General features: G+C 66.6%; 20 protein-coding genes. 5 read left to right on the forward strand and 15 right to left on the reverse strand.

Features of this window, described 5'->3' with window-relative positions:
* Positions 1-67: 67 nt before the first annotated feature.
* Together ACEN9O_RS14125 and ACEN9O_RS14130 are read right to left on the reverse strand one after the other, a co-directional pair.
* A complete protein-coding gene (locus ACEN9O_RS14125) occupies positions 68-301 on the reverse strand; it encodes a DUF6139 family protein (RefSeq protein WP_495618156.1) in 234 nt (77 codons plus the stop codon).
* 41 nt (positions 302-342) lie between these two features.
* The gene (locus ACEN9O_RS14130) at positions 343-1317 is read right to left on the reverse strand and encodes a VirK/YbjX family protein (protein ID WP_495618157.1); all 975 of its coding nucleotides are present in this window, start codon (positions 1315-1317) and stop codon (positions 343-345) included.
* Positions 1318-1654: 337 nt separating this feature from the next.
* On the opposite strand from ACEN9O_RS14130, the gene ACEN9O_RS14135 reads away from it, so the two are divergent.
* Both ACEN9O_RS14135 and ACEN9O_RS14140 read left to right on the forward strand, forming a co-directional pair.
* On the forward strand, positions 1655-3277 hold the full coding sequence (locus tag ACEN9O_RS14135) for a sensor histidine kinase (RefSeq protein ID WP_495618158.1): 1623 nt from the start codon (positions 1655-1657) through the stop codon (positions 3275-3277).
* A complete protein-coding gene (locus ACEN9O_RS14140) occupies positions 3267-3869 on the forward strand; it encodes a response regulator transcription factor (protein ID WP_495618159.1) in 603 nt (200 codons plus the stop codon). Before ACEN9O_RS14135 ends, ACEN9O_RS14140 begins: the two co-directional genes overlap by 11 nt.
* Positions 3870-3958: 89 nt before the next feature.
* On the opposite strand, the gene ACEN9O_RS14145 is transcribed toward ACEN9O_RS14140, so the two are convergent.
* A complete protein-coding gene (locus ACEN9O_RS14145) occupies positions 3959-6220 on the reverse strand; it encodes a glycosyltransferase family 9 protein (RefSeq protein WP_495618160.1) in 2262 nt (753 codons plus the stop codon).
* 150 nt (positions 6221-6370) lie between these two features.
* Here ACEN9O_RS14145 and waaF point away from each other — a divergent pair, with 150 nt between their 5' ends.
* Both waaF and ACEN9O_RS14155 read left to right on the forward strand, forming a co-directional pair.
* The gene (waaF, locus tag ACEN9O_RS14150) at positions 6371-7450 is read left to right on the forward strand and encodes a lipopolysaccharide heptosyltransferase II (RefSeq protein ID WP_495618161.1); all 1080 of its coding nucleotides are present in this window, start codon (positions 6371-6373) and stop codon (positions 7448-7450) included.
* A 13-nt stretch (positions 7451-7463) separates the two neighbouring features.
* On the forward strand, positions 7464-9044 hold the full coding sequence (locus ACEN9O_RS14155) for a sensor domain-containing diguanylate cyclase (RefSeq protein WP_495618162.1): 1581 nt from the start codon (positions 7464-7466) through the stop codon (positions 9042-9044).
* On the opposite strand, the gene ACEN9O_RS14160 is transcribed toward ACEN9O_RS14155, so the two are convergent.
* Together ACEN9O_RS14160 and ACEN9O_RS14165 are read right to left on the reverse strand one after the other, a co-directional pair.
* Entirely contained in the window at positions 9041-9751 is a 711-nt protein-coding gene (locus ACEN9O_RS14160; RefSeq protein WP_495618163.1) for an alpha/beta hydrolase, read from the reverse strand. The genes ACEN9O_RS14155 and ACEN9O_RS14160 overlap by 4 nt on opposite strands.
* Before the next feature lie 16 nt (positions 9752-9767).
* Positions 9768-10421, reverse strand: coding sequence for a hypothetical protein (locus ACEN9O_RS14165; protein ID WP_495618164.1), 654 nt, complete (start codon positions 10419-10421; stop codon positions 9768-9770).
* Positions 10422-10483: 62 nt separating this feature from the next.
* Here ACEN9O_RS14165 and ACEN9O_RS14170 point away from each other — a divergent pair, with 62 nt between their 5' ends.
* The gene (locus ACEN9O_RS14170; RefSeq protein ID WP_495618165.1) at positions 10484-10966 is read left to right on the forward strand and encodes a hypothetical protein; all 483 of its coding nucleotides are present in this window, start codon (positions 10484-10486) and stop codon (positions 10964-10966) included.
* A 20-nt stretch (positions 10967-10986) separates the two neighbouring features.
* On the opposite strand, the gene ACEN9O_RS14175 is transcribed toward ACEN9O_RS14170, so the two are convergent.
* The 10 genes from ACEN9O_RS14175 to ACEN9O_RS14220 all read right to left on the reverse strand — a co-directional run bounded on the left by ACEN9O_RS14175 (position 10987) and on the right by ACEN9O_RS14220 (position 20106).
* The gene (locus ACEN9O_RS14175) at positions 10987-11760 is read right to left on the reverse strand and encodes a hypothetical protein (protein ID WP_495618166.1); all 774 of its coding nucleotides are present in this window, start codon (positions 11758-11760) and stop codon (positions 10987-10989) included.
* A 67-nt stretch (positions 11761-11827) separates the two neighbouring features.
* Positions 11828-13294, reverse strand: coding sequence for a ribonuclease G (rng, locus tag ACEN9O_RS14180; protein ID WP_495618167.1), 1467 nt, complete (start codon positions 13292-13294; stop codon positions 11828-11830).
* Between the two features lie 134 nt (positions 13295-13428).
* The gene (locus ACEN9O_RS14185; RefSeq protein WP_495618168.1) at positions 13429-14049 is read right to left on the reverse strand and encodes a Maf family protein; all 621 of its coding nucleotides are present in this window, start codon (positions 14047-14049) and stop codon (positions 13429-13431) included.
* An 11-nt stretch (positions 14050-14060) separates the two neighbouring features.
* Entirely contained in the window at positions 14061-14531 is a 471-nt protein-coding gene (gene rlmH / locus ACEN9O_RS14190) for a 23S rRNA (pseudouridine(1915)-N(3))-methyltransferase RlmH (RefSeq protein WP_008451768.1), read from the reverse strand.
* Between the two features lie 6 nt (positions 14532-14537).
* On the reverse strand, positions 14538-15224 hold the full coding sequence (rsfS, locus tag ACEN9O_RS14195) for a ribosome silencing factor (RefSeq protein ID WP_495618169.1): 687 nt from the start codon (positions 15222-15224) through the stop codon (positions 14538-14540).
* Positions 15225-15884, reverse strand: a complete 660-nt coding sequence (locus tag ACEN9O_RS14200; RefSeq protein ID WP_495618473.1) for a nicotinate-nucleotide adenylyltransferase — start codon at positions 15882-15884, stop codon at positions 15225-15227.
* Positions 15885-15886: 2 nt separating this feature from the next.
* A complete protein-coding gene (gene hemF / locus ACEN9O_RS14205; protein ID WP_495618170.1) occupies positions 15887-16801 on the reverse strand; it encodes an oxygen-dependent coproporphyrinogen oxidase in 915 nt (304 codons plus the stop codon).
* A 143-nt stretch (positions 16802-16944) separates the two neighbouring features.
* Entirely contained in the window at positions 16945-18213 is a 1269-nt protein-coding gene (gene purD / locus ACEN9O_RS14210; RefSeq protein WP_495618171.1) for a phosphoribosylamine--glycine ligase, read from the reverse strand.
* A gap of 6 nt (positions 18214-18219) precedes the next feature.
* Positions 18220-18945 (reverse strand): YebC/PmpR family DNA-binding transcriptional regulator, encoded by a 726-nt coding sequence (locus ACEN9O_RS14215; protein ID WP_116991459.1) that lies wholly within the window; start codon positions 18943-18945, stop codon positions 18220-18222.
* A 51-nt stretch (positions 18946-18996) separates the two neighbouring features.
* Complete coding sequence (locus ACEN9O_RS14220) at positions 18997-20106, reverse strand: glycosyltransferase family 9 protein (protein WP_495618172.1); 1110 nt, start codon at positions 20104-20106, stop codon at positions 18997-18999.
* Between the last annotated feature and the right edge of the window lie 251 nt (positions 20107-20357).

Genomic DNA, 20357 nt, shown 5'->3' on the forward strand with positions numbered 1-20357 from the left:
CTCCCGCGCAGGCGGGAGTCCATAGAACGCTGGCTCAGTATGGATTCCCGCCTGCGCGGGAATGACGTCACATCTGGCCGTCGAGGCTGGTGATGGCATAGCCCTTGGCGCCTATCTGCTCCAGCGGGTGGACGATGTGATAGCGGGAAAGGTCGTCGCGGCCATCGTCGACTTCGACGTGGCTGGCCTCGGGGTGCCAGTCGGTGTTGGTGGCTTCCTCGGGGATGGGTTTGCCCTCGGGCACAGCCAGGTAGCTGTGCTTGCCTTTTGCTTCATCTCGGTAATAAATATCCACACGCATGGTATTTCTCCTTGGACGAAAGGCCCATGGTACCGGATTTTTCAGGCCAATGCGTATTCGTCGCCATCGTGCGCGACGGTGGGCAGCGTGCTGTAGTTCTGGCCCAGCGGCGTCGGCACCGCTTCGAAGCGCGGCGCGCTCAGGCCGGCGCGGATGGCGGCGCTGATGGCGATCAGCGTCTCGTGGCGCTTGCGCGCCTCCGAGCGCTTCTTCGAGGCGATCGCCGCCAGGTCCGGCGGCGCGATGGCCTCGCACGGCAGGTGCCAGTCGCCGTCGGCGCGGCGGCTGGCCTCCAGCTCCTGCCACAGCGTGTCGTAGTCGGCCAGCACCTTGCCCTCGCGCGAGGCGCCGCACACCACGCGGTTGGCGTTGCTGACCAGGCGCAGCTCGACGCAGCCGTAATCGTGGCCGATCTGGCTCAGCAGCTTGACCATCATATTCTTCGGCCGCAGGCCGTGCAGCTCGCGGGTGGCATCCTTGATCACTTGCAGGCCCTGTTCGCTCTTCGAGCCCTGCATGCAGCCTATGCCCAGCACCATGCCGCGCACTCCTTGCAGGAAGGAAAACGCGCAGCTGTAGACCAGCACCCCATCATGCTTCAGTTGCAGCACCAGTTCGCCTTCGCGCTCCATCGGCTCGATGGCGCGCAGTTCGAGCTGGTAGCGCAGGCCGGTCTTGCCCTCGACGCTGCCCAGCACCACGCCACCGCGCGCGGCGCGCACCGTCAGCGGCCCCAGGCCCTGGCGGAAGATGAAGCGGTAGTGCTGCTGCAGCAGGTCGACGCGCTGGACGCAGCTCATCGTGTTGCTCAGGTAGGGACGGTAAATCTTGTAGAGCAGGCGCGGGCGGGCCTTGACCAGGTCCATGAACAGCGGATGGGAGTTGAGCAGTTGCAGCCAGCCGCCGGTGGCCTGGCGGTGCAGCAGGGAGCGCAGCGACAGCTTGAACGTTTCGCGCAGCTGTTTCAGGCCGCTGAAGCCGGCCACGCCGGAGCGGAGGGTGATTAACTGCGACATCTGACGTCTCTCATGGAAATCGGGCTGCAAGGGGTGTATGGCGGCAGCTGCACGGGAGACATCATTCACGGCCGACGGGGTAACGCGGCACGGCTACTTTAGTGTCTTCTCGTCAATAGGAGGTGCCATTACGACATGTGGGCATCGTAAATCCTGTGTAACGTATTGTAAATTGGGGTAAAGGCTTACGTTTTTCCCTTAATAATTACTGCTTCGAAAAAGTAAGTGTTGCATAGAGGGGAAAGCGCGGGAGTAAGGGGAACGCGTAGTTGTAAAAAGCAATGCGCGATGAATTCCAGCAATGCATAATGCTACATAACGATACAAAGCGTCCCGTATGTCTTCCTCCCGTCTGCGTTACCTGGAATTTCCCGCTTTCATAGCGCTGTACCTGCTATTCGACTGGGCGACCTATATCGACCCCTTGTATGGCTTGAACATCACGCCGTGGAATCCGGATCCGGCGCTGGGCCTGGTGTTCTGGCTGCGGCACGGCTGGCGCGCGGCGCTGCCGTGGTGCCTGGCGCTGCTGGGCGGCGAGCTGCTGGTGCGCGGCATGCCGGCCGGCTGGACGGTGGGCGTGCTGGGCTCGCTGTGGCTGACCGCCGGCTACGGCCTGCTGGGCGCGGCGCTGCGCCGCCGGTTCGGCGACGGCGGCGTGTTCGACAGCCGCGACCGCATGTTCCAGTGGGTGCTGATCGTGGTGCTCGGCACCCTGGTCAACGATGTCGGCTATATCAGCTTGCTGGCCGCGGCCGGGCTGATCCCGGCCGGGCAGTGGGGCGAGGCGGTGCTACGCTTCGGCATCGGCGACATGGTCGGGGTGCTGGTGTCGATGCCGCTGATCTGGATGCTGGCCAGCGCCGGTGGCCGCCAGCGCCTGCGGGCGACGGTGTGGCGGGCCGAGACGCTGGCCTACCTGGCGCTGGCGATCGGCGTGCTCGACATGGTGTTCGGCACCATCGCCACGTCGGAGTTCAAGCATTTTTATTTCCTGTTCCTGCCGGTGATCTGGGCCGCCTTCCGCCAGGGGCTGTTCGGCACGGCGCTGATGGTGTTTGTGCTGCAGGCGGGCATCGGCGCGCTGGTCAAATGGAACCACGCGGTCAACATCGCCGTGCACGAGTTGCAGATGCTGGACGCGGTGCTGGCGCTGGTGGGCTTTTCGATCGGCATCGCGGTCGACGAGCTGCGCAAGGTGGCCAGCGAGCTCAAACAGAGCTTGCGGCTGGCGGCGGCCGGCGAGATGGCGGCCGCGCTGGCGCACGAGCTGAACCAGCCGTTGACGGCGCTGGGCGCCTACGGCAAGGCCTGCGAATATTTGCTGGAGCGCGGCGAGGGCGGCGAGGTGCTCAAGGGCGCGATCCAGCGCATGATTGCCGAGTCGGGCCGGGCCGCCGACGTGGTGCGGCGGCTGCGCGATTTCTTCCGCACCGGCGCGATGAAGCTGGAGCCGGTCGACGCCGGCCAGCTGGTGTCGGCCATCAGCCAGCAGTTCTTCGCCCAGCTGCGCGAGCACGGCGTCGAGCTGGTGGTGGGCGAGATTCCGCCGCTGGCCATCCTGGCCGACCGCCTGCAGCTGGAACTGGTGCTGCGCAACCTGCTGGCCAATGCGCTGGAGGCGGTGCAGGAGCGGCCGGCCGGCGCGCGCCGCATCACGCTGTCGGGCCAGCGGCTGGACGGCAAGCGCAAGGACGGCTGTTTGCAGCTGTCGGTGGAGGATAGCGGCAAGGGCGTGTCGGCGGCGCTGGCGGCGCGGCTGTTCGAGCCGTTCGTGTCGTCCAAGGCCAGCGGCCTGGGCCTGGGGCTGGTGCTGAGCCGCGCCATCGTGGAGGCGCACGGCGGATCGCTGTGGGCCGAGGTGGGCGGGCATGGAATTTTCAGGGTGGCGTTGCCCTTGGCGCGCAATACGGGGCTGGACCCGGAGCAGGATGGAGAGCAGGTGAACTATGCAGCATGATTTGACCGTATTCATCGTCGACGACGATCCCTCGGTGCGCGACGCGCTGGGCCTGCTGCTGGGCGTGCGCGGCTACCGCACCGCGATGTTCGCCAGCGGCGAGGCTTTCCTGCAATCGTGGCAGCCGGCCTGGCGCGGCTGCATGCTGATCGACATCCGCATGTCCGGCATGGACGGCCTGAGCCTGCAAATGGAATTGCAGCGGCGCGGCTGGGGGCTGCCGGTGATCATCATGAGCGGCCACGGCGACGTCAGCATGGCGCGCGCGGCGTTCAAGGCCGACGCCGTGGACTTCCTGGAAAAACCGTTCGACGACGCCAAGCTGATCGCCGCCATCGACGAGGCGCTGGCGCGCGCGCGCAGCGTGCACAGCGAGCAGCAGCGGCGCAACCGCAACGTCAGCCTGCTGAGCGAGCTGACGCCGCGCGAGCGCGAGGTGATGCAACTGGTGGTTACGGGCCGGCACAACCGCGAGATCGGGCCGGCGCTGGGCATCAGCGTGCGCACGGTGGAGGTGCACAAGGCGCGGCTGATGGTCAAGCTGGGGGTCGACAACGTCGCCGACCTGGTGCGCATTACGATGCAGGACTAGCCCAAGCGTCATTCCCGCGCAGGCGGGAATCCATACAACCTGTCCGTCGCCAGCTCAGCATGGGTCCCCGCCTGCGCGGGGACGACGGCTTACGCCGGCACCAGCGCCTCGGCGCGCCACGATTCCACCACTTCCAATACCTGCTCCGGCGTGATCGCCAGCATGCAGGTGCAGCGCGCCGCGTCTTCGCAGTGGCCGCAGGGCTGCGCCGTGCACAGGCTGCGCGCGCGCGGACCCAGCGCGCCCCAGCGCACGATGTCGATCGGCTTGAGCGGCGGGAACAGGCCCAGCGCCGGCCGTCCCAGCGCCGACGCCAGGTGCAGCGGGCCGGTGCCGCTGGCGATCAGGCCGTCGCAGCCGCCGATCAGCGCGGTGAAGCCGTCCAGGTCCAGGCGGCCGCACAGATTCTCCACATTCGGCAAGGCCAGCAAGTCCGGCGCCTGCTGCGCCAGCAGCTCGCCCTCGGCCGCGCTGCCGGTGACCAGCACGCGCACGCCCTCGGCCGCGCCCAGCAGGCGCGCCAGCGCCGTGTAGTGCTGCAGCGGCCACTCGCGGCCGTTGCCGTTGGACTTGGGATGCAGGATCAGCTTGAAGCCGGGGCCGGCCAGCACGGCGTCGGCGGCCGGATGGCGCGGCGTCTCCAGGCCGTACATGGTCTTCAACTGTTCCAGCGGCGGCTCCACGTCCACCCCCAGCGGCAGCAGCAGCTTGAAGTTCAGCTGCGCCTCGTGCAGCGGCGAATTGGCGCGGCTGAAGGTGGCCAGGCGGTTGCAGTGGTACCAGTGGTGGATGCGGTGGCTGCTGCCGATGCGGCGCTCGATGCCGGAGCGGCGCGCGGCCGCCGCCAGCGTGCGCTGCGGGAAGGTGAAGATCATGGTGTCGCAGCCGGTCTGCGCCAGGCCGTGCGCCCAGTCGTCGCCCAGCTCCTCCAGCGTCAGCACGCGGTCGACGTGGCGGCACTGCGCCACCACGGCGGCGGCGTAGCGGCGGCACAGCAGCACCACCTCGACCTGCGGATACAGCTGCTTCAGGTAGCCGGCCAGCGGCAGGGTCAGCACCACGTCGCCGATATTGTCGGTGCGGGCGATCAGGATGCGGCGCGGCACCGGCGCCGGGTACTGCGCGGCCAGGCACATGCCGACCAGGCTGCACACCATCATCACGTAAAACACCTTCGGCATCATCAGCCAGAACATCACGTCGGTCAGGCCGAAGGCGAAGAAGGCCACCACCACCACCACGCCGGCCAGCGCCAGCGGGTGCTGGCCCTGGTCCGGACGGCGCAGCTGGGCGCCGAAGAAGAGCAGGGGCGCGATATACATCGTCAGCAGCAGGCTGAAGTCGAGCAGGCCGCCGGTGGCCAGGCAGTTCAGCATGTCGTTGTGGCTGCTGCTGTAGAGCAGCGCCGCGGACTGCTGCAGGCGGCCCTGGGCCGCCAGCGTGTGCAGCGCGACGTCGAACTGTTCGCGCCCCACGCCCAGCCACGGGTGTTCGCTAAACATCATCCACGACGCCTTCCACAGCTCCAGGCGGATGCCGACCGAGGTGTTGGCGTCGCCCAGCGCCAGGTAGTTGTTGATGTCGGCGAAGGCCTGGGCGATCCGCACCGCCACCCCGGTGGCCGGCACGGCGAACGCCAGCACCACCAGCGCCAGCAGCACCGCGCCCGCCACCAGCAGGCGGCGGCCGTACAGCCGCGAACCGTGGCGCACCACCGGGATCAGCACCAGCGGCAGCGCCAGCCAGCCGCCGCGCGAGGCCGACAGGATCGAGGCCAGCAGGCCGCACAGCAGGCCGGCCACGGGCAGCCACGAGAAGCGGGTGTGGCGCAGGTCGGTCAGGCCGCACAGCGACATCAGGCCGCAGGCCAGCGCCAGGTCGCCGAAGGTGATTTCGTGGTGGGTGAAGCCGATCGCCCGGTCCATGCCGCCGATCGTCACCTGGTACAGCGCGACCAGCGCCGACAGCACGGCGGCAAAGCCCAGGCCCAGCCAGAAATGGCGGGCGCGCGGGCGCAGGTAGACCATCACGCCGATGCAGCTGAGGCCGAACAGCAGGCGCGACGGCCCGTCCAGGGTGTGCAGGCTCTGATGGTCCAGCAGCAGGCGCAGCAGCGACACCAGGAAATAGCCGCCGAAGGCCATCACCACGCCGCCGATGTCGCTCCAGTGGCGGCGGTACAGCGCCAGCATCAGCGGGGCGCGGCGGAACAGCAGCACCAGGATCAGCAACTGGACCAGGCCGAGGCCGACCTTGCTCGACAGCGCCAGCGCCGGCAGCAGGAAGATCATCGTGGAGGAAAGCGGACCGCCATATTCGGTTTGCGGCGTCGAGGAGCTGGCTGGAGTCATGGTCACACGGTGAGGGCGGTGGAGGCGGCGGAGGCCGGCGCAAAAAAGCCCGATTATAGCAGTTCGGCGGCGGGATTCCGGGCCGTGGCCGGCTTGTGGCTGGGCCCGCGATGGGCGATAATCGAGCCGGCATGGGCCACCGGCCTGACCATGAAAGACTCCGTGTTACCAGATAAAAACGTCACCGCCGGGACCGCCCCGCGCACCCTGGTCATTTCCCCCAACTGGATCGGCGACGCCGTCATGGCCCAGCCCCTGCTGCAACTGCTGCGCGCGGCCCATCCCGAGCGGCCGATCGACGTGCTGGCGCCGCCGGCGGTGTCGCCCGTGTGGCGCCAGATGGCCGAGGTCGACGAGGTGCTGGAAACCCCGTTCCGCCACGGCGCGCTGCAATTGCGCGAGCGCTGGAAGTATGCGCGCCTGCTGCGCCAGCGCGGCTACGCCGACGCCTACGTGCTGCCCAACACCATCAAGTACGCGCTGATCCCCTGGCTGGCCGGCATTGCGCGCCGGGTCGGCTACAAGGGCGAGAGCCGGCATGGCCTGATCAATGTGATGCACCACGACGAAACCCCGCCGCGGCCGATGGTGGCGTTCTACGCCGCGCTGGCGACGGCGCCGCAGGTGGTGCAGGACGCGGCCCGGCGCGCCGCCCTGCCCAGGCCGCGCATGGTGGTGGATGCGCAGCAGCGCGCCGCCGTGCTGCAGCGCCTCGGGCTGGACCCGGCGCGGCCGATGGTGGCGTTCGCGCCGGGCGCCGAGTTCGGCGGCGCCAAGCGCTGGCCGGCGGCCCACTTCGCCGGCCTGGCGCAAGCCATCCTGGCGCGCGACGGCGCCAGCCAGATCATCCTGCTGGGTTCGCCCAAGGACCAGCCGGCGTGCGCCGAGGTGGCGGCCGCCGTGGCGGGCGGCGCGGTGCTCAACCTGGCCGGCGCCACCAGCCTGGCCGAGGCCATCGCCCTGATCGCCGCCAGCGCCGCCGTGGTCGCCAACGATTCCGGCCTGCTGCACATTGCCTCGGCGCTGAACCGGCCGGTGGTGGCGTTGTACGGGCCCACCGATCCCGACCACGCGCCACCGTTTTCCGACGTGGCGGCGGCGCTGTCGCTGCGGCTGGCCTGCGCGCCGTGCAAGCAGCGCGAATGCCCGCTGGGCCACCAGGACTGCATGGTCAAGCTGACGCCGGAGCTGGTGTGGCACAGCCTGCGCCCCATGCTGCCGGCGGGCTGAACCATGCCGCACCATGTTTAAACGCTACACGATCACGTTCTGGGCCACGCTGTTTGTCGGTGTGGTCTGCCTGTCGCTGGTGGCGGTCGACGTCTGGCGCAGCCTGATCGCGCGCGACGCCCAGGTGCTGGAGATGGAGCGCCTGACCTCGAACGTGGCGCGCGCCATGGCGCAGCACGCCGACGACACCATCAAGGCCGCCGACACCGCGCTGGCCGACCTGGCCGAGCGCGTCGAGACCGACGGCGTGGCCGCGCCGCAGCTGGCGCGGGTGCGCCGGCAGATGCTGGCACACGTGACCAACCTGCCGCAGCTGGCCGGCCTGTTCATCTACGGCGAATCCGGCCAGTGGCTGGTCAATTCGCCGGCCATGGTCGGCCCCTCGCTCAACAATGCCGACCGCGAATACTTCGTGTACCACCGCACCCACGCCGGGCGCGGCCCGTATGTCGGCGCGCCGGTGATCAGCCGCAGCAGCGGCAAGTGGGTGATCCCCGTCTCGCGCCGCCTGAACCATGCCGACGGCAGCTTCGCCGGCGTGGCGCTGGCCACGCTGGATATCGACTACTTCCGCCGCTTCTACCAGAGCTTCGACGTCGGCGCGCGCGGCGCGGTGGCGCTGATCTCCAGCCAGGGCGCGCTGATGCTGCGCCAGCCGTTCGACGAGCGCCGGGTCGGCCTCAGCCTGCGCGACACCCCGCTGTTCCAGGCCTACCTCGCCCGGCCCAACGGCAAGGGCCTGTTCGCCTCGTCCAACGACGCCGAGGTCCGCTACAACAACTACCGCGCGCTGGAGCACTATCCGCTGTTCGTGACGGCCGCGCTGTCGCAGGAAGAGATGCTGGAGCACTGGCGGCACGACAGCTTCATGCGCTCGATCGGCGTGATCGTGCTGGCCGCGCTGCTGGGCTTTTTCGGCAAGCGATTAGTGGACCAGATCAATTTGCGGGTGCAGGCCCAGGCCGAGCTGTTGCAGGCGCGCGACGCGCTGGAGGGCGCCAACCGCACCCTGGAGCGGCAGGCGATGCAGGACGGGCTGACCGGGCTGGCCAACCGCCGCCAGCTCGACGTCACGCTCGGCAACGAGTTCAGCCGCGCCATGCGCCACGCCGACACGCTGGCCTTCGTGATGATCGACGTCGACTACTTCAAGCAGTACAACGACCTGTACGGCCACGGCGCCGGCGACGACTGCCTGCGCGCCGTGAGCAAGCTGATCCGCGCGCTGACGCCCAAGCGCGCCGGCGACGTGGTGGCGCGCTACGGCGGCGAGGAGATCGCCATCCTGATGCCCAACACCGAGCTCGATGGCGCACAGGCGGTGGCCGAGCGTATCCGGCAGGCGATCGCGGCCATGCCGACCGTGCACGGCGGCAGCCCGTTCGGCATGGTGACCGTCAGCGCCGGCGTGGCGGCCATGGCGCCGCGGCGCGGCGACATCCCCGGCCAGCTGGTGGCGGCGGCCGACAAGGCGCTGTACGCGGCCAAGTCGGCCGGCCGCAACCAGGTCAGCGTGGCCGATCTGGCGGTAGTGTCGCCATCGCCATCGCCATCGCTATCGCCGTCGCCGCAGCCCGACCGCGCGGATTCCTAGCGCCCGCCCAGCTGGCGCAGCGCGGCGTGGGCGACCGGCGCCGACACCACGTGGGCGCCGTCGAATTCCGCGTACCGCACGTCGTAGCCCTCGCTGGCCAGGCGCACCGCGATGGCCTTGCCCCGTTCCACCGACAACACCTGGTCGCCGCTGCCGTGGGCGACGAACACGCGCGGCATACCGCTGCGCCGCAGCGGCGCCATGAAGCCGGGCGAGAAGGCCAGGATGTCGGAAAACAGTTCGCCGTTCATCAGGCCGACCGACAGCGCGTACGAGGCGCCGTCGGAAAAACCGCCAATGGTCACGGCGCCGGCATCGACGTCGTAGCGCTGCATGGTCCACACCAGCAGGCGGTCGATGAAGGCCAGGTCCGGGCCGTAGCCGCCGCGCAGCACATCCCAGCTGGTCGACAGCGCCTCCGGCATCAGCAGCAGCGAGCCGTGGCGGGCCGCGTGCGCCAGCGCGATGGCGTCGCCGCCGCCGTGCTGGCCGCCGGCGCCGTGCAGCAGCACCAGCAGCGGCAGCGGCGTGGCGCCGTCGTGCGGCGGCACGTGCAGGCGCGCGTGGCGGTGGTTGGGGAAGGCCAGCCGGTGGCTGCCGGGCGGCAGCGGCAGGGGCGGGGTGGCGGATGGCTGGCGCAGCAGGGCGGGACGGGCGTGCAGCCGCCCGTCACTGTAGGGCGCGGGCGGGGTGTCGGCGCCGGTCATGCGGTCTCACAAGTGCCTATTTGCGCACATAGGTGGTCAGCTCCCAGCTGTCGCGGTTGAAGATGCGGCCATTCCAGTCGGTGTCGCGGTAGTCGAGCTTGACGAAGTTGTTGACCTCGGGCGCGAACCACAGCGTCTCGTGCAGCTGGCCGCTGCCGCCGGGGCTGTTGGGTTCCTCGCCGTTGTACAGCGCCTCCACCTCGAGCTTCAGCGCCTCGAACTCGCCGGCCGGCACGGTGATCTTTTCCCAGTTTAGCACCTTGCCCTTGATGTGGTAGCGCCAGTGCTTGCCGGACTTGGGATTGTCGCCGGTGGCTTCGGCGGCCCACTCCTTGCCGGGTTCCAGCGGGAAGGCGTAGCGCGCGAACGAGGGCGCGAAGTGCATGGCGCCGCGGTCGATGGGATTCATTTCGGCGCTGAACAGCTGCCGGATCACCAGGGCGCCGCTGGCGGCGCGCTTGATGTCCACGTGCACGCCGGCGGCGTCGACGCCGGTCACTTCGAGGCGGTTGACGGCACCCTTCACGCCCTTCCAGACGTCGGTGTACTGGTAGGTCCAGGAGTCGCCGACGGCGGGCGTGGGCGCCGCCAGCGGGGCGTGATCAGCCGCCAGTGCGAACGGCGCCGCCAGCGCCAGGCCGAGCAGGGCCAGGGTGTGGCGTATCGTCATATAGTCTCCTATCAGTGTGATTAATATTATAATTATGCCATCACACCAAGCAGAGGTCATGTATGGCTATTCTTAAAATTCTTGCCGGTATCGCGCTGTTCGGCGCTACCGCCATCACGGCCGCCGAAACCGGCGCCACCCTGCACGTGCTGAACGACGCCGAGCTGCGCGGCGTGTCGACGCCGATCCCGGCGCCGGTGGCGCGCCTGCCGGCGCGCTCCCTGAACCGCAGCCTGTTTCCCCTGCACTGGCTGTTCGGCGGCGCGGCCGACGGCAAGACCGCCGGGATGGGGATGGCCCTGTTTCCGCTGCTGGGCGTGCTGAACGCCGATGTCACCGCCAGGGACGTGGTCTACGGCCCCAGCGGCAACGTGCCGCGCCTGAACACGGACGGCTCGCTCAACCTGGCGCTGCCAGCCTCGATCGGCGAACTCGATCTGCAAAACATCCGCACCGGCGTCAACGACAACAGCAATTTCGGCTCGGTGCAGATCCACGGCATCGACCTGAGCCGCACCGTCATCAGCGTGGCGCCGACGCATTAGCGCGGCGCCAGCCGCCTGGCTCAGCGGACGCCGACGAAGGCCGCGGAACTGGTGCGCGCCGAGTTCAGCAGCGCGATGACCAGCTGCCGCTGGCCGCTGGTGATGGGGTAGTCGACCGCCAGGCCGCTGAGCGACTGCCCGGGCAGGACGCAGGGCGCGGGGCCGAAGGTGAGGGCAACGTCGAACGCGTTCTTGCCGGAGCTGCGCGGCGTGAAGTTGCCGCTGAAGGAGCAGCCGCCCGACACGGCGGTGAAGCTGCCCGTGGCCGAAATGGTGAAGGTGTTGGCGAAGCCGCGCAGCGAGGTCAGGTTCCAGACGCCGGCGATGTCGGCCAGGTTCGCCGCGGTGTTGTAGTTGTACACCGAGGTCGACAGCGGCGCACCGCTGAACGCGGCCACGTTCGCGCCTTCGGTCAGCGTGCCATTGAAGCTGGTGCCGGCGACATAGGAAGCGCTGAGCGAGCCGGACAGCAACTGGCCGGAGGAGGTCGCGTCCCTGACGTCGCTGGCGGTGAAGCTGCCGTTATTGGAGCTGCCGTTGCCCTGTACGAAGCCACCCAGCGCGAACACGCCGCCGGTGGTAGTGCCGTACAGCGTATAGAACTGATCGTTCTCCAGCACCACGGTGAAGTGCTGGTTGCCGTTGGCGTAGGTGCCCGAGTAGGCGCCTTGTGCGCTTGGCGTCGGCGCGGGTGGACTGGTAGCGGCGCTGCTACCGCCGCCACCACCGCCACATCCGGCGAGAGTAAGAAGAAGCGCCGCCAGCGGCGCGCAGGTCAATTGCTTGTTGGTCATGCCATCCTCTTAGTTTTTTTAAGGAAACTAAGTGTAACGGCATGGTTTTGTATTTGGCAACTAAAAGCTACATCAGGATGACGTCGTACTGCTCCTGGTGATACGCCGTCTCCACCTGCAGCGAGATCTTCTTGCCGATGAAGTCGCCCAGCATCGCCAGGTGCTGCGATTCCTCTTCCAGGAACATGTCCACCACCTCCTGCGAGGCGAGGATGCGGAATTCGCGCGGGTTGAACTGCTTGGCTTCGCGCAGCAGCTCGCGCAGGATCTCGTAGCAGATGGTGCGCGAGGTTTTCACCTGGCCCTTGCCGGCGCACGCCGGGCACGGTTCGCACAGGATGTGCGCCAGCGATTCGCGGGTGCGCTTGCGCGTCATCTCCACCAGCCCCAGCGCCGAGAAGCCCGACACCGACACCTTGGTGCGGTCGCGCGACAAGGTCTTCTTCAACTCCAGCAGCACGGCGTTGCGGTGCTCGGTGTTTTCCATGTCGATGAAGTCGAGGATGATGATGCCGCCCAGGTTGCGCAGCCGCAGCTGGCGCGCGATCGCGTGCGCCGCTTCCAGGTTGGTCTTGAAGATGGTGTCGGCAAAATTGCGGCCGCCGACGAAGCCGCCGGTGTTGACGTCGATGGTGGTCATGGCCTCGGTCTGGTCGACGATCAGGTAGCCGCCGGACTTGAGGTCCACGCGCCGGCCCAGCGCGCGCAGGATCTCTTCCTCCACGCCGTACAGGTCGAACAGCGGCCGCTCGCCGGTGTAGTGCTGCAGGCGCGGCAGCACGCCCGGCGTGTAGGCCTGGCCGAATTCGACCAGGTTCAGGTAGTTCTCGCGTGAGTCGACCTGGATGGTGGCGGTGTCGTCATGCACGAAGTCGCGCAGCACGCGCTGGGCCAGGCTCAAGTCCTGGTGCAGCAGGGTGGTGGCCGGCTTGGTCTTGGCGCCGAGCAGGATCGCACCCCAGGTCTTGCGCAGGTATTCGACGTCGGCCGCGATGTCCGAGTCGGACGCCTCCTCCGCCTGGGTGCGCACGATGTAGCCGCCTTTTTCCTCAGGCGGCAGTAGGCTTTGCAGCCGCGCGCGCAGCGCTTCGCGCTCCGATTCCTTTTCGATTTTCTGCGAGATGCCGATGTGGGCATCCTGCGGCAGGTAGACCAGCATGCGGCCTGCGATCGAGATCTGGGTCGACAGGCGCGCGCCCTTGGTGCCGATCGGGTCCTTGATCACCTGCACCGTCAGCACCTGGCCGTCGAACAGGATTTTTTCGATCGGGGTCGGCGCCGCGTTCTGGCCGCCGTCATGCGGACGGGCTTCCCAGATGTCGGCCACGTGCAGGAAGGCCGCGCGTTCGAGGCCGATGTCGATGAAGGCCGACTGCATGCCGGGCAGCACCCGCACCACCTTGCCCGAATAGACATTGCCGGCCAGGCCGCGCGTGAGCGTGCGCTCGATGTGCAGCTCCTGCACGGCGCCCTGCAGGATGAGGGCGACCCGGGTTTCCTGCGGGGTGATGTTGATCAGGATGTCTTCGTTCATGCGCGGCTTCTGTGAGGGATGTGGCTGAACGACGATCATACACGCCGCTTGGAGGAGCGGCAATCAACCCGCAGTGCGCAGACCGGGGTCTGACCCCCGTACGGGGTCAGACCCCGGCGTCCGGGTTGCGGGGTTCAGGGTAGCGGCAAACCCGCCTGCCGCAGCAGCTGTGCGGTCTCGTACAGCGGCAGGCCCATGATGCCGGAATGGCTGCCGGTGATGTGTTCGATGAACTGCGCGGCCGGGCCCTGGATGCCGTAGCCGCCGGCCTTGTCGTAGGGTTCCTGGGTGGCGCAGTAGGCGTTGATGGCGGCCGGCGTCAGCACGCCGAAGCGCACGTCCGACACCTGCGTGATCTGGCCGGCGAAATCTGCCGAGTGCACGGCGATCGCGGTCAGCACTTGGTGGGTGCGGCCGGACAGCTGCTGCAGCATGGCGATGGCTTCGTTGGGCGTGGCCGGCTTGCCGAGGATGGCGCCGTCGATGGTGACGGTGGTGTCGGCCGCCAGCACCACGCGCGGCGCCATGCGGCGCTTGACCACCAGGTCGGCCGCGAACGCGGCTTTTTCGCGCGCCACGCGGGTCACGTAATCCATCGGCGCTTCGCCGGGATGGACTTCTTCGGTGACGTCGGGGCCGCGCGGGCCGTCGCTGCGCAGCAGCAGCAGTTCGAAATCGATGCCCACCTGACGCAGCAGTTCACGGCGTCGCGGGCTCTTGGACGCGAGGTAAATCTTTTTGTCGACCGGCTTCATATAATTATGTTTTAAACGCGGTGATAAGGGTGGTTCTGTGTGATGGACCATGCACGATACAGCTGTTCCGCCAGCATCACCCGCACCATACCATGCGGCAGCGTCATGCTGGAAATACGTATCAAGCCTTCGGCGCGGGCCTTGAGCTCGGGATCGAGGCCGTCGGCGCCGCCGATCAGGAAGGCCGTGTCGCGGCCGTCCTGCTGCCAGGCTTCCAGCTGCTGCGACAGGCCGACCGAGGTCAGGTCCTTGCCGCGTTCGTCCAGCGCGATGATGCGGACCGATTTCGGCAGCGCCGCCTCGATGCGCTCGCGTTCGAGCGCCATCGCGGTGGCGGCGGTCTTGCTGCCGGAACGGTCGACCGGCTTGATTTCCTTCAGCACGATCTTCAGTTCCGGCGGCATGCGCTTCGCGTATTCGGCGAAGCCTGTCTCTATCCAGGCCGGCATCTTGTGGCCGACCGCAGCGATGATCAGCTGCATGCCTGATTACGCCTCGACTTTTTTGATGCGCTTGATAACGGTCTTGACCGGCGCTTCGTCAGCCTTGGGCTTGGCCACTTTACGCTTAGGCGGCAGGGCCTTCAGCGCCTCGGCGGCGGCGACGGCGGACTTGGTCTTGCCGACCTTGATGGTCTTACCGGCTGGCACAGCGGCTGCCTTCTTGGCGGCCGGCTTCTTCTCGGCGGCCGGTTTGGCGGCGGCGGCTTTGCGTGCCGGGGTTTTCTTTTCGATGACAGGCGACGCGTCGACGGCTTTTTTGCCGGCGGCCAGGTGGCTGCTGACTTTCTTCGGTGCGTCGGCTTCCTCGCCTTCCTTGGTCGACTTGCGCTTGGCGGCGCCCAGCTTGACCGGCTTGTCGCCCCAGATTTCTTCCAGGCGGTAGTAGGCGCGGATCGGCGCCTGCATGATGTGGACGATCATGTCGCCCAGGTCGACCAGCACCCATTCGCCGGTGTCCTCGCCTTCCATGCCGTAGACGTCGCCGCCGGCGGCCTTGACCTTGTCGCGCACCGAGGCGGCCAGCGCCTTGGTCTGGCGGTTGGAGGTACCGGAGGCGATGGCGATGCGGTCGAACAGGCTGGTCAGGTGAGTCGTGTCGAACAGGGCGATATCTTGGGCCTTGACGTCTTCGAGGGCGTCAACGACGAGGGATTGCAGTTTTTTGATGTCCATTTAGCTTTTGTATAGATTATGTTGTTCAATATAGTCTAGCACTAGCGGCGGGATAAGCGAGTTTGCGCTATCCCCCCGTTGTAATGCCGCACGTATTTCGGTGGCGGAGATATCCACCGCGAAGTCCTGTGCCAGATAAGTCAGACCGTGCGGCGTGTTGCGGATTTGTTCAGGCGTTCCCAGACGGCGGGAAAACGCCTCGGCCACTGCCGGCGGAAGGCCGGCGGTGGCCAGGTTAAAGCCGGGGCGGGCCGCTACGCAGATGTGGGCGTAGTCGAACAGCGCCTGCCATTCATGCCAGGTGTCGAGCCGCTGCAGCTGGTCGGCGCCCATCAAAAAAGCGATGGAGGCCGACGCGCCCAGTTCGGCGCGCACCTGGCGCAGCGTGTCGATCGTGTAGGTGGCCAGTCCCTGTTCGCCGCGTTCGATTTCCTGCAGGTCGACCACGACGTTGTATGCCGCACCGGCAAAGGCCAGCGCCACCATCTCGGCGCGCTGACGGGGCGTCGCCTTCAGGGTGGACTTCTGCCAGGGCAGGCCGGCGGGGATCACGCGCAACTGGTCTACTTGCAGCAGCTGCGCAAAGTGCGCGCCCAGTGCGACGTGACCATGATGCACCGGATCGTAGCTGCCTCCCAGCAGTGCGACGCGGTAAGCCATCGTCACGCGGCGAGCCAGTCGCGATGCGGCAGGAAGTCGCTGTACAGCGCCGCCTCCGGACTGCCCGCTTCGGGCTCCCAGCGGTAGCGCCATTTGACGATGGGCGGCATCGACATCAAAATCGCCTCGGTGCGGCCGCCCGACTGCAGGCCGAACAGCGTGCCGCGGTCGAACACCAGGTTGAACTCGACGTAGCGTCCGCGGCGATAGGCCTGGAAGTCGCGTTCGCGCTCGCCGTACGGCGTGTCCTTGCGGCGTTCCAGGATGGGCTGGTAGGCCTTGAGGAAGGCGTCGCCGACGCTTTGCATCATGGCGTAGCTTTGCTCGAAGCCCGCTTCGTTGTAGTCATCGAAGAAGATGCCGCCGACGCCGCGCGCTTCCTGGCGGTGTTTCAGGTAAAAATACTCGTCGCACCATTTCTTGAAGCGCGGGTGCAGCGCCGCGCCAAACGGTTGCAGCGCATCGGCGCAGGCCTGGTGGAAGTGTTTAACGTCTTCCTTGTCGCCGTAGTAGGGCGTCAGGTCCATGCCGCCGCCGAACCACCACGCCGGTTCGCCGTCGGCGGTGGTCGTGGTGAAGAAGCGCACGTTCATGTGCACCGTCGGCGCATACGGATTGCGCGGATGGATCACCAGCGACACGCCCATCGCTTCCCACGGCTGGCCGCCGAGGTCGGGGCGGTGCGCCGACGCCGATGGCGGCAGCTTGGCGCCCATCACGTGCGAGAAGTTGACGCCGCCGCGTTCGATGACGTTGCCTTCCTCGATCAGGCGCGAGATGCCGCCGCCACCTTCGGGCCGGTCCCACGCGTCGCGCAGGAAAGGCTTGCCGTCGACGGCCTCCAGCGCCTGCACGATGCGGTTTTGCAGATCGAGCAGGTAGGCTTTGACGGCGGCAGGCTGGGGAGGTGACAACATGGGGCGAGATAAAATTTTCGAGGGTCGATTGTACCTCAAAAGCGCCCGCCCCGGCACTCTCCGATTGGGAGGCAACCCCAAACCTGAAGGGGTCGGACCCCGTACGGGGTCCGACCCCGGTGTGCCGCCGTGCGGGGTGGTACTTAGTGCTTCAGGCCGCGCCAGCCGATATCGCGGCGGCACTGCATGCCGTCGAACGAAATCTGGTCGACCACTTCGTAGGCCTGCTTCTGGGCGATCTTGATGCTGTCGCCCAGGCCGACCACGCACAGCACGCGGCCGCCGCTCACCTGCAGCTGGCCGCCCACTTCGGTGGTGCCGGCGTGGAAGGTCACCGATTCCGGCGTCTCGGCCGGGATGCCGTCGATCACGGCGCCTTTCAGCGGCGCGTCCGGATAGCCGGCCGCTGCCAGCACCACGCCAACGGCGGTGCGGCGGTCCCATTCCAGTTCGACCTGGTCCAGCGTGCCGTTGACGGCGTGTTCCATCACCGCCACCAGGTCGGTCTTCAGGCGCGACATGATCGGTTGCGTCTCAGGATCGCCCATGCGGCAGTTGAATTCCAGCGTGCGCGGGTTGCCCTGGGCGTCGATCATCAGGCCGGCGTACAGGAAGCCGGTGAAGACGATGCCGTCCTTCGCCATGCCGGCGATGGTCGGGTTGATAATCTCGCGCATCACGCGGGCGTGCATGGCCGGCGTGACGATGGGGGCAGGGGAGTACGCGCCCATGCCGCCGGTGTTCGGGCCTTCGTCGTTGTCCTTGAGGCGCTTGTGGTCTTGGCTGGTGGCCAGCGGCAGGATGTTTTTGCCGTCGCACATGACGATAAAGCTCGCTTCCTCGCCGGCCAGGAATTCCTCGATGACGATGCGGGCGCCGGCGTCGCCGAAGCGGTTATCGGCCAGCATGTCGTCCACCGCGCGGTGGGCTTCTTCCAGCGACATCGCCACCACCACGCCTTTGCCGGCGGCCAGGCCGTCGGCCTTGATGACGATGGGCGCGCCGTTGGCGTCGATGTAGGCGTGCGCTTGCGCCACGTCCGAGAAGGTCTGGTACTTGGCGGTCGGGATGCCGTGGCGCTGCATGAAGGCCTTGGCGAAGTCCTTCGAGGACTCCAGCTGGGCCGCTTCCTTGGTCGGGCCGAACACCTTCAGGCCGCGCGCGCGGAACAGGTTGACGATGCCGCCGGCCAGCGGGGTCTCCGGGCCGACCACGGTCAGGCCGATGTGCTCCTGCTCGACGAAGGTCGCCAGTTCATGCAGGTCCGTGATGTTGACGTTGACCAGGCGCGAATCGCGCGCGGTGCCGCCGTTGCCCGGAGCGACATACACCATCTGGATACGTTCCGATTGCGCCAATTTCCAAGCCAGCGCATGTTCACGGCCGCCGGAGCCGACTACCAATATTTTCATAAATCCTCAGTCTTCGATCAGCGTGTTGGAATAGACTTCCTGGACATCGTCCAGCGCTTCCAACGCGTCCAGCAGTTTTTGCATCTTGACGGCGTTATCGCCGGTGAACACGGTTTCGGTGGCCGGCTTCATGATGATCTCGGCCACTTCGGCCTTGAAGCCCGCCGCTTCCAGCGCGTCCTTGACGGCCGCGAAGTCGTGCGGGCCGCACAGCACTTCGAAGCCGCCTTCGTCGTCGGCCACCACGTCTTCGGCGCCGGCTTCCAGCGCCACTTCCATCAGCGCGTCCTCATTGGTGCCGGGGGCGAACAGGAACTGGCCGCAATGCTTGAACATGAAGGCCACCGAGCCTTCGTTGCCCATGTTGCCGCCGTTTTTGTTGAAGGCGTTGCGCACTTCAGCCACGGTGCGTACGCGGTTGTCGGTCATGCAGTCGACGATGACGGCCGCGCCGCCGATGCCGTAGCCTTCGTAGCGGACCTCTTCGTAGGCCGCGCCGTCCTCGCCGCCGGTGCCGCGGGTGATCGCGCGCTGCACGTTATCCTTGGGCATATTGGCGTCGGCCGCCTTGTCGATGGCCAGGCGCAGGCGCGGGTTGGAGGTCAGGTCGCCGCCGCCCATGCGCGCAGCAACGGTGATTTCCTTGATGAGACGGGTCCAGATCTTGCCACGTTTAGCGTCGGTTGCTGCTTTTTTGTGCTTGATATTGGCCCATTTGCTGTGTCCAGCCATGTTCGGTCTTCCTTCGGCGGTATGTCATTGGTGTGCGGTGAGGGCGGTATTCTAGCATAGGGGCCAACTCAAAACCTTTTCCATCACCTCTGACAACTCGATTTTCGTCACCCACGCATCCATCTCCTTGACCAGGATGACGGCGCTGTTTTCCTGGTCGATCGGCACCCATTCCGGATTGTTTTGACGCATCAGGGCGATCACCGGCACGTGCACCGCGTTTGCCAGGTGCATCACGGCGGTTTCCACCGTGACGATCAGGCTGCACAGGCTGAGGATGGCGGGCAGCTGGAAGAAGTTGTCTTCCGCCGAGAAAAGATGCGTATCGGGCAAGGCTGCATTTTTGTAAATCTCGCGCGCGGCCGGCAAGTCTTCCGGCACCACGTTGACCACGAAGCCGGCTTCGCGCCACTGGGGATGGCTGCGCATTTCCCGGATCAGCTCGAAGGCGCGCTCCAGCGGCCAGCAGCGTTCCGGGCCCTTGGAATAGGTGTTGATGAAGACCGCCTGCGGCGACAGCCCCCAGGTGGCAAATTGATCGCGCGCATAGCGCATCCATTCGTCGGGGATGTGGATGACCGGGAAACGGTCCGGCTTGGGGATGTCGACGCCGAAGGCCTTCGAGAACCAGTGCGCATAGATGTCGCTCACGTGCGGCACGTCGCGCTCCTGCGACTCGTAGAGCGGAATGGTGGCGTTGAATTTCAGGATGCTGAGCTTTTTGGACAGTTCGAAGAAGCGGTATTTCTGCTTTATCAGGCCCAGGATGAAGCCGCGCGGGCTGATTTCCCGCGTCAGCCGCGCATAGCGGTGGCAGGCCATGTGGGTCAGCGACGCCACGATAGGGTAGTCCTCGCGCCGCGCTTCGGCGATCGATTGCGCATGCAGGGCGGGGCTGTAGTTCTGGTCGTAGGTCTTGTCGATGTAGGGGCTGGCGGCCAGCCAGTCGTACAGCGAGTAGTTTTTCAGGTGCGGCCAGTCCTCGGGGTTGGCCGAGCGCCGGCGCTCGTCCACCCACAAGTGGATTTCCAGATGCGGATGGGCGCGCTTCAACGCGCGGAAGCACATTTGCATGTAGGTGAAGTCGCCGATCGCCATGTGGGTGACGATCAGGATTTTTTTTGCCTGGGCAAGCAGTGTTGGGGGAATCAGTTGTTTCATTTATAGAGCTTGCCAGTATTTAACGGCGGTGTATAGGTGTAAGAATAAGGAGGACCTGTCGTTCCCGCGCAAGCGGGAATCCATGCATTGCTTGAATTCCCTCCATAGGCCGCATGGCCAGAGACACTGTATGGATTCCCGCGTGCGCGGGAATGACAAATTTGCGAGCTTCTAGAGGCGGTCCTCCACTTTTTTGTAGAGACGCTGTCATATCCTGTTGCTACTATTTATTTTTTTCACATTATAAAAAA

The organism is Duganella sp. Dugasp78 (assembly GCF_059491455.1).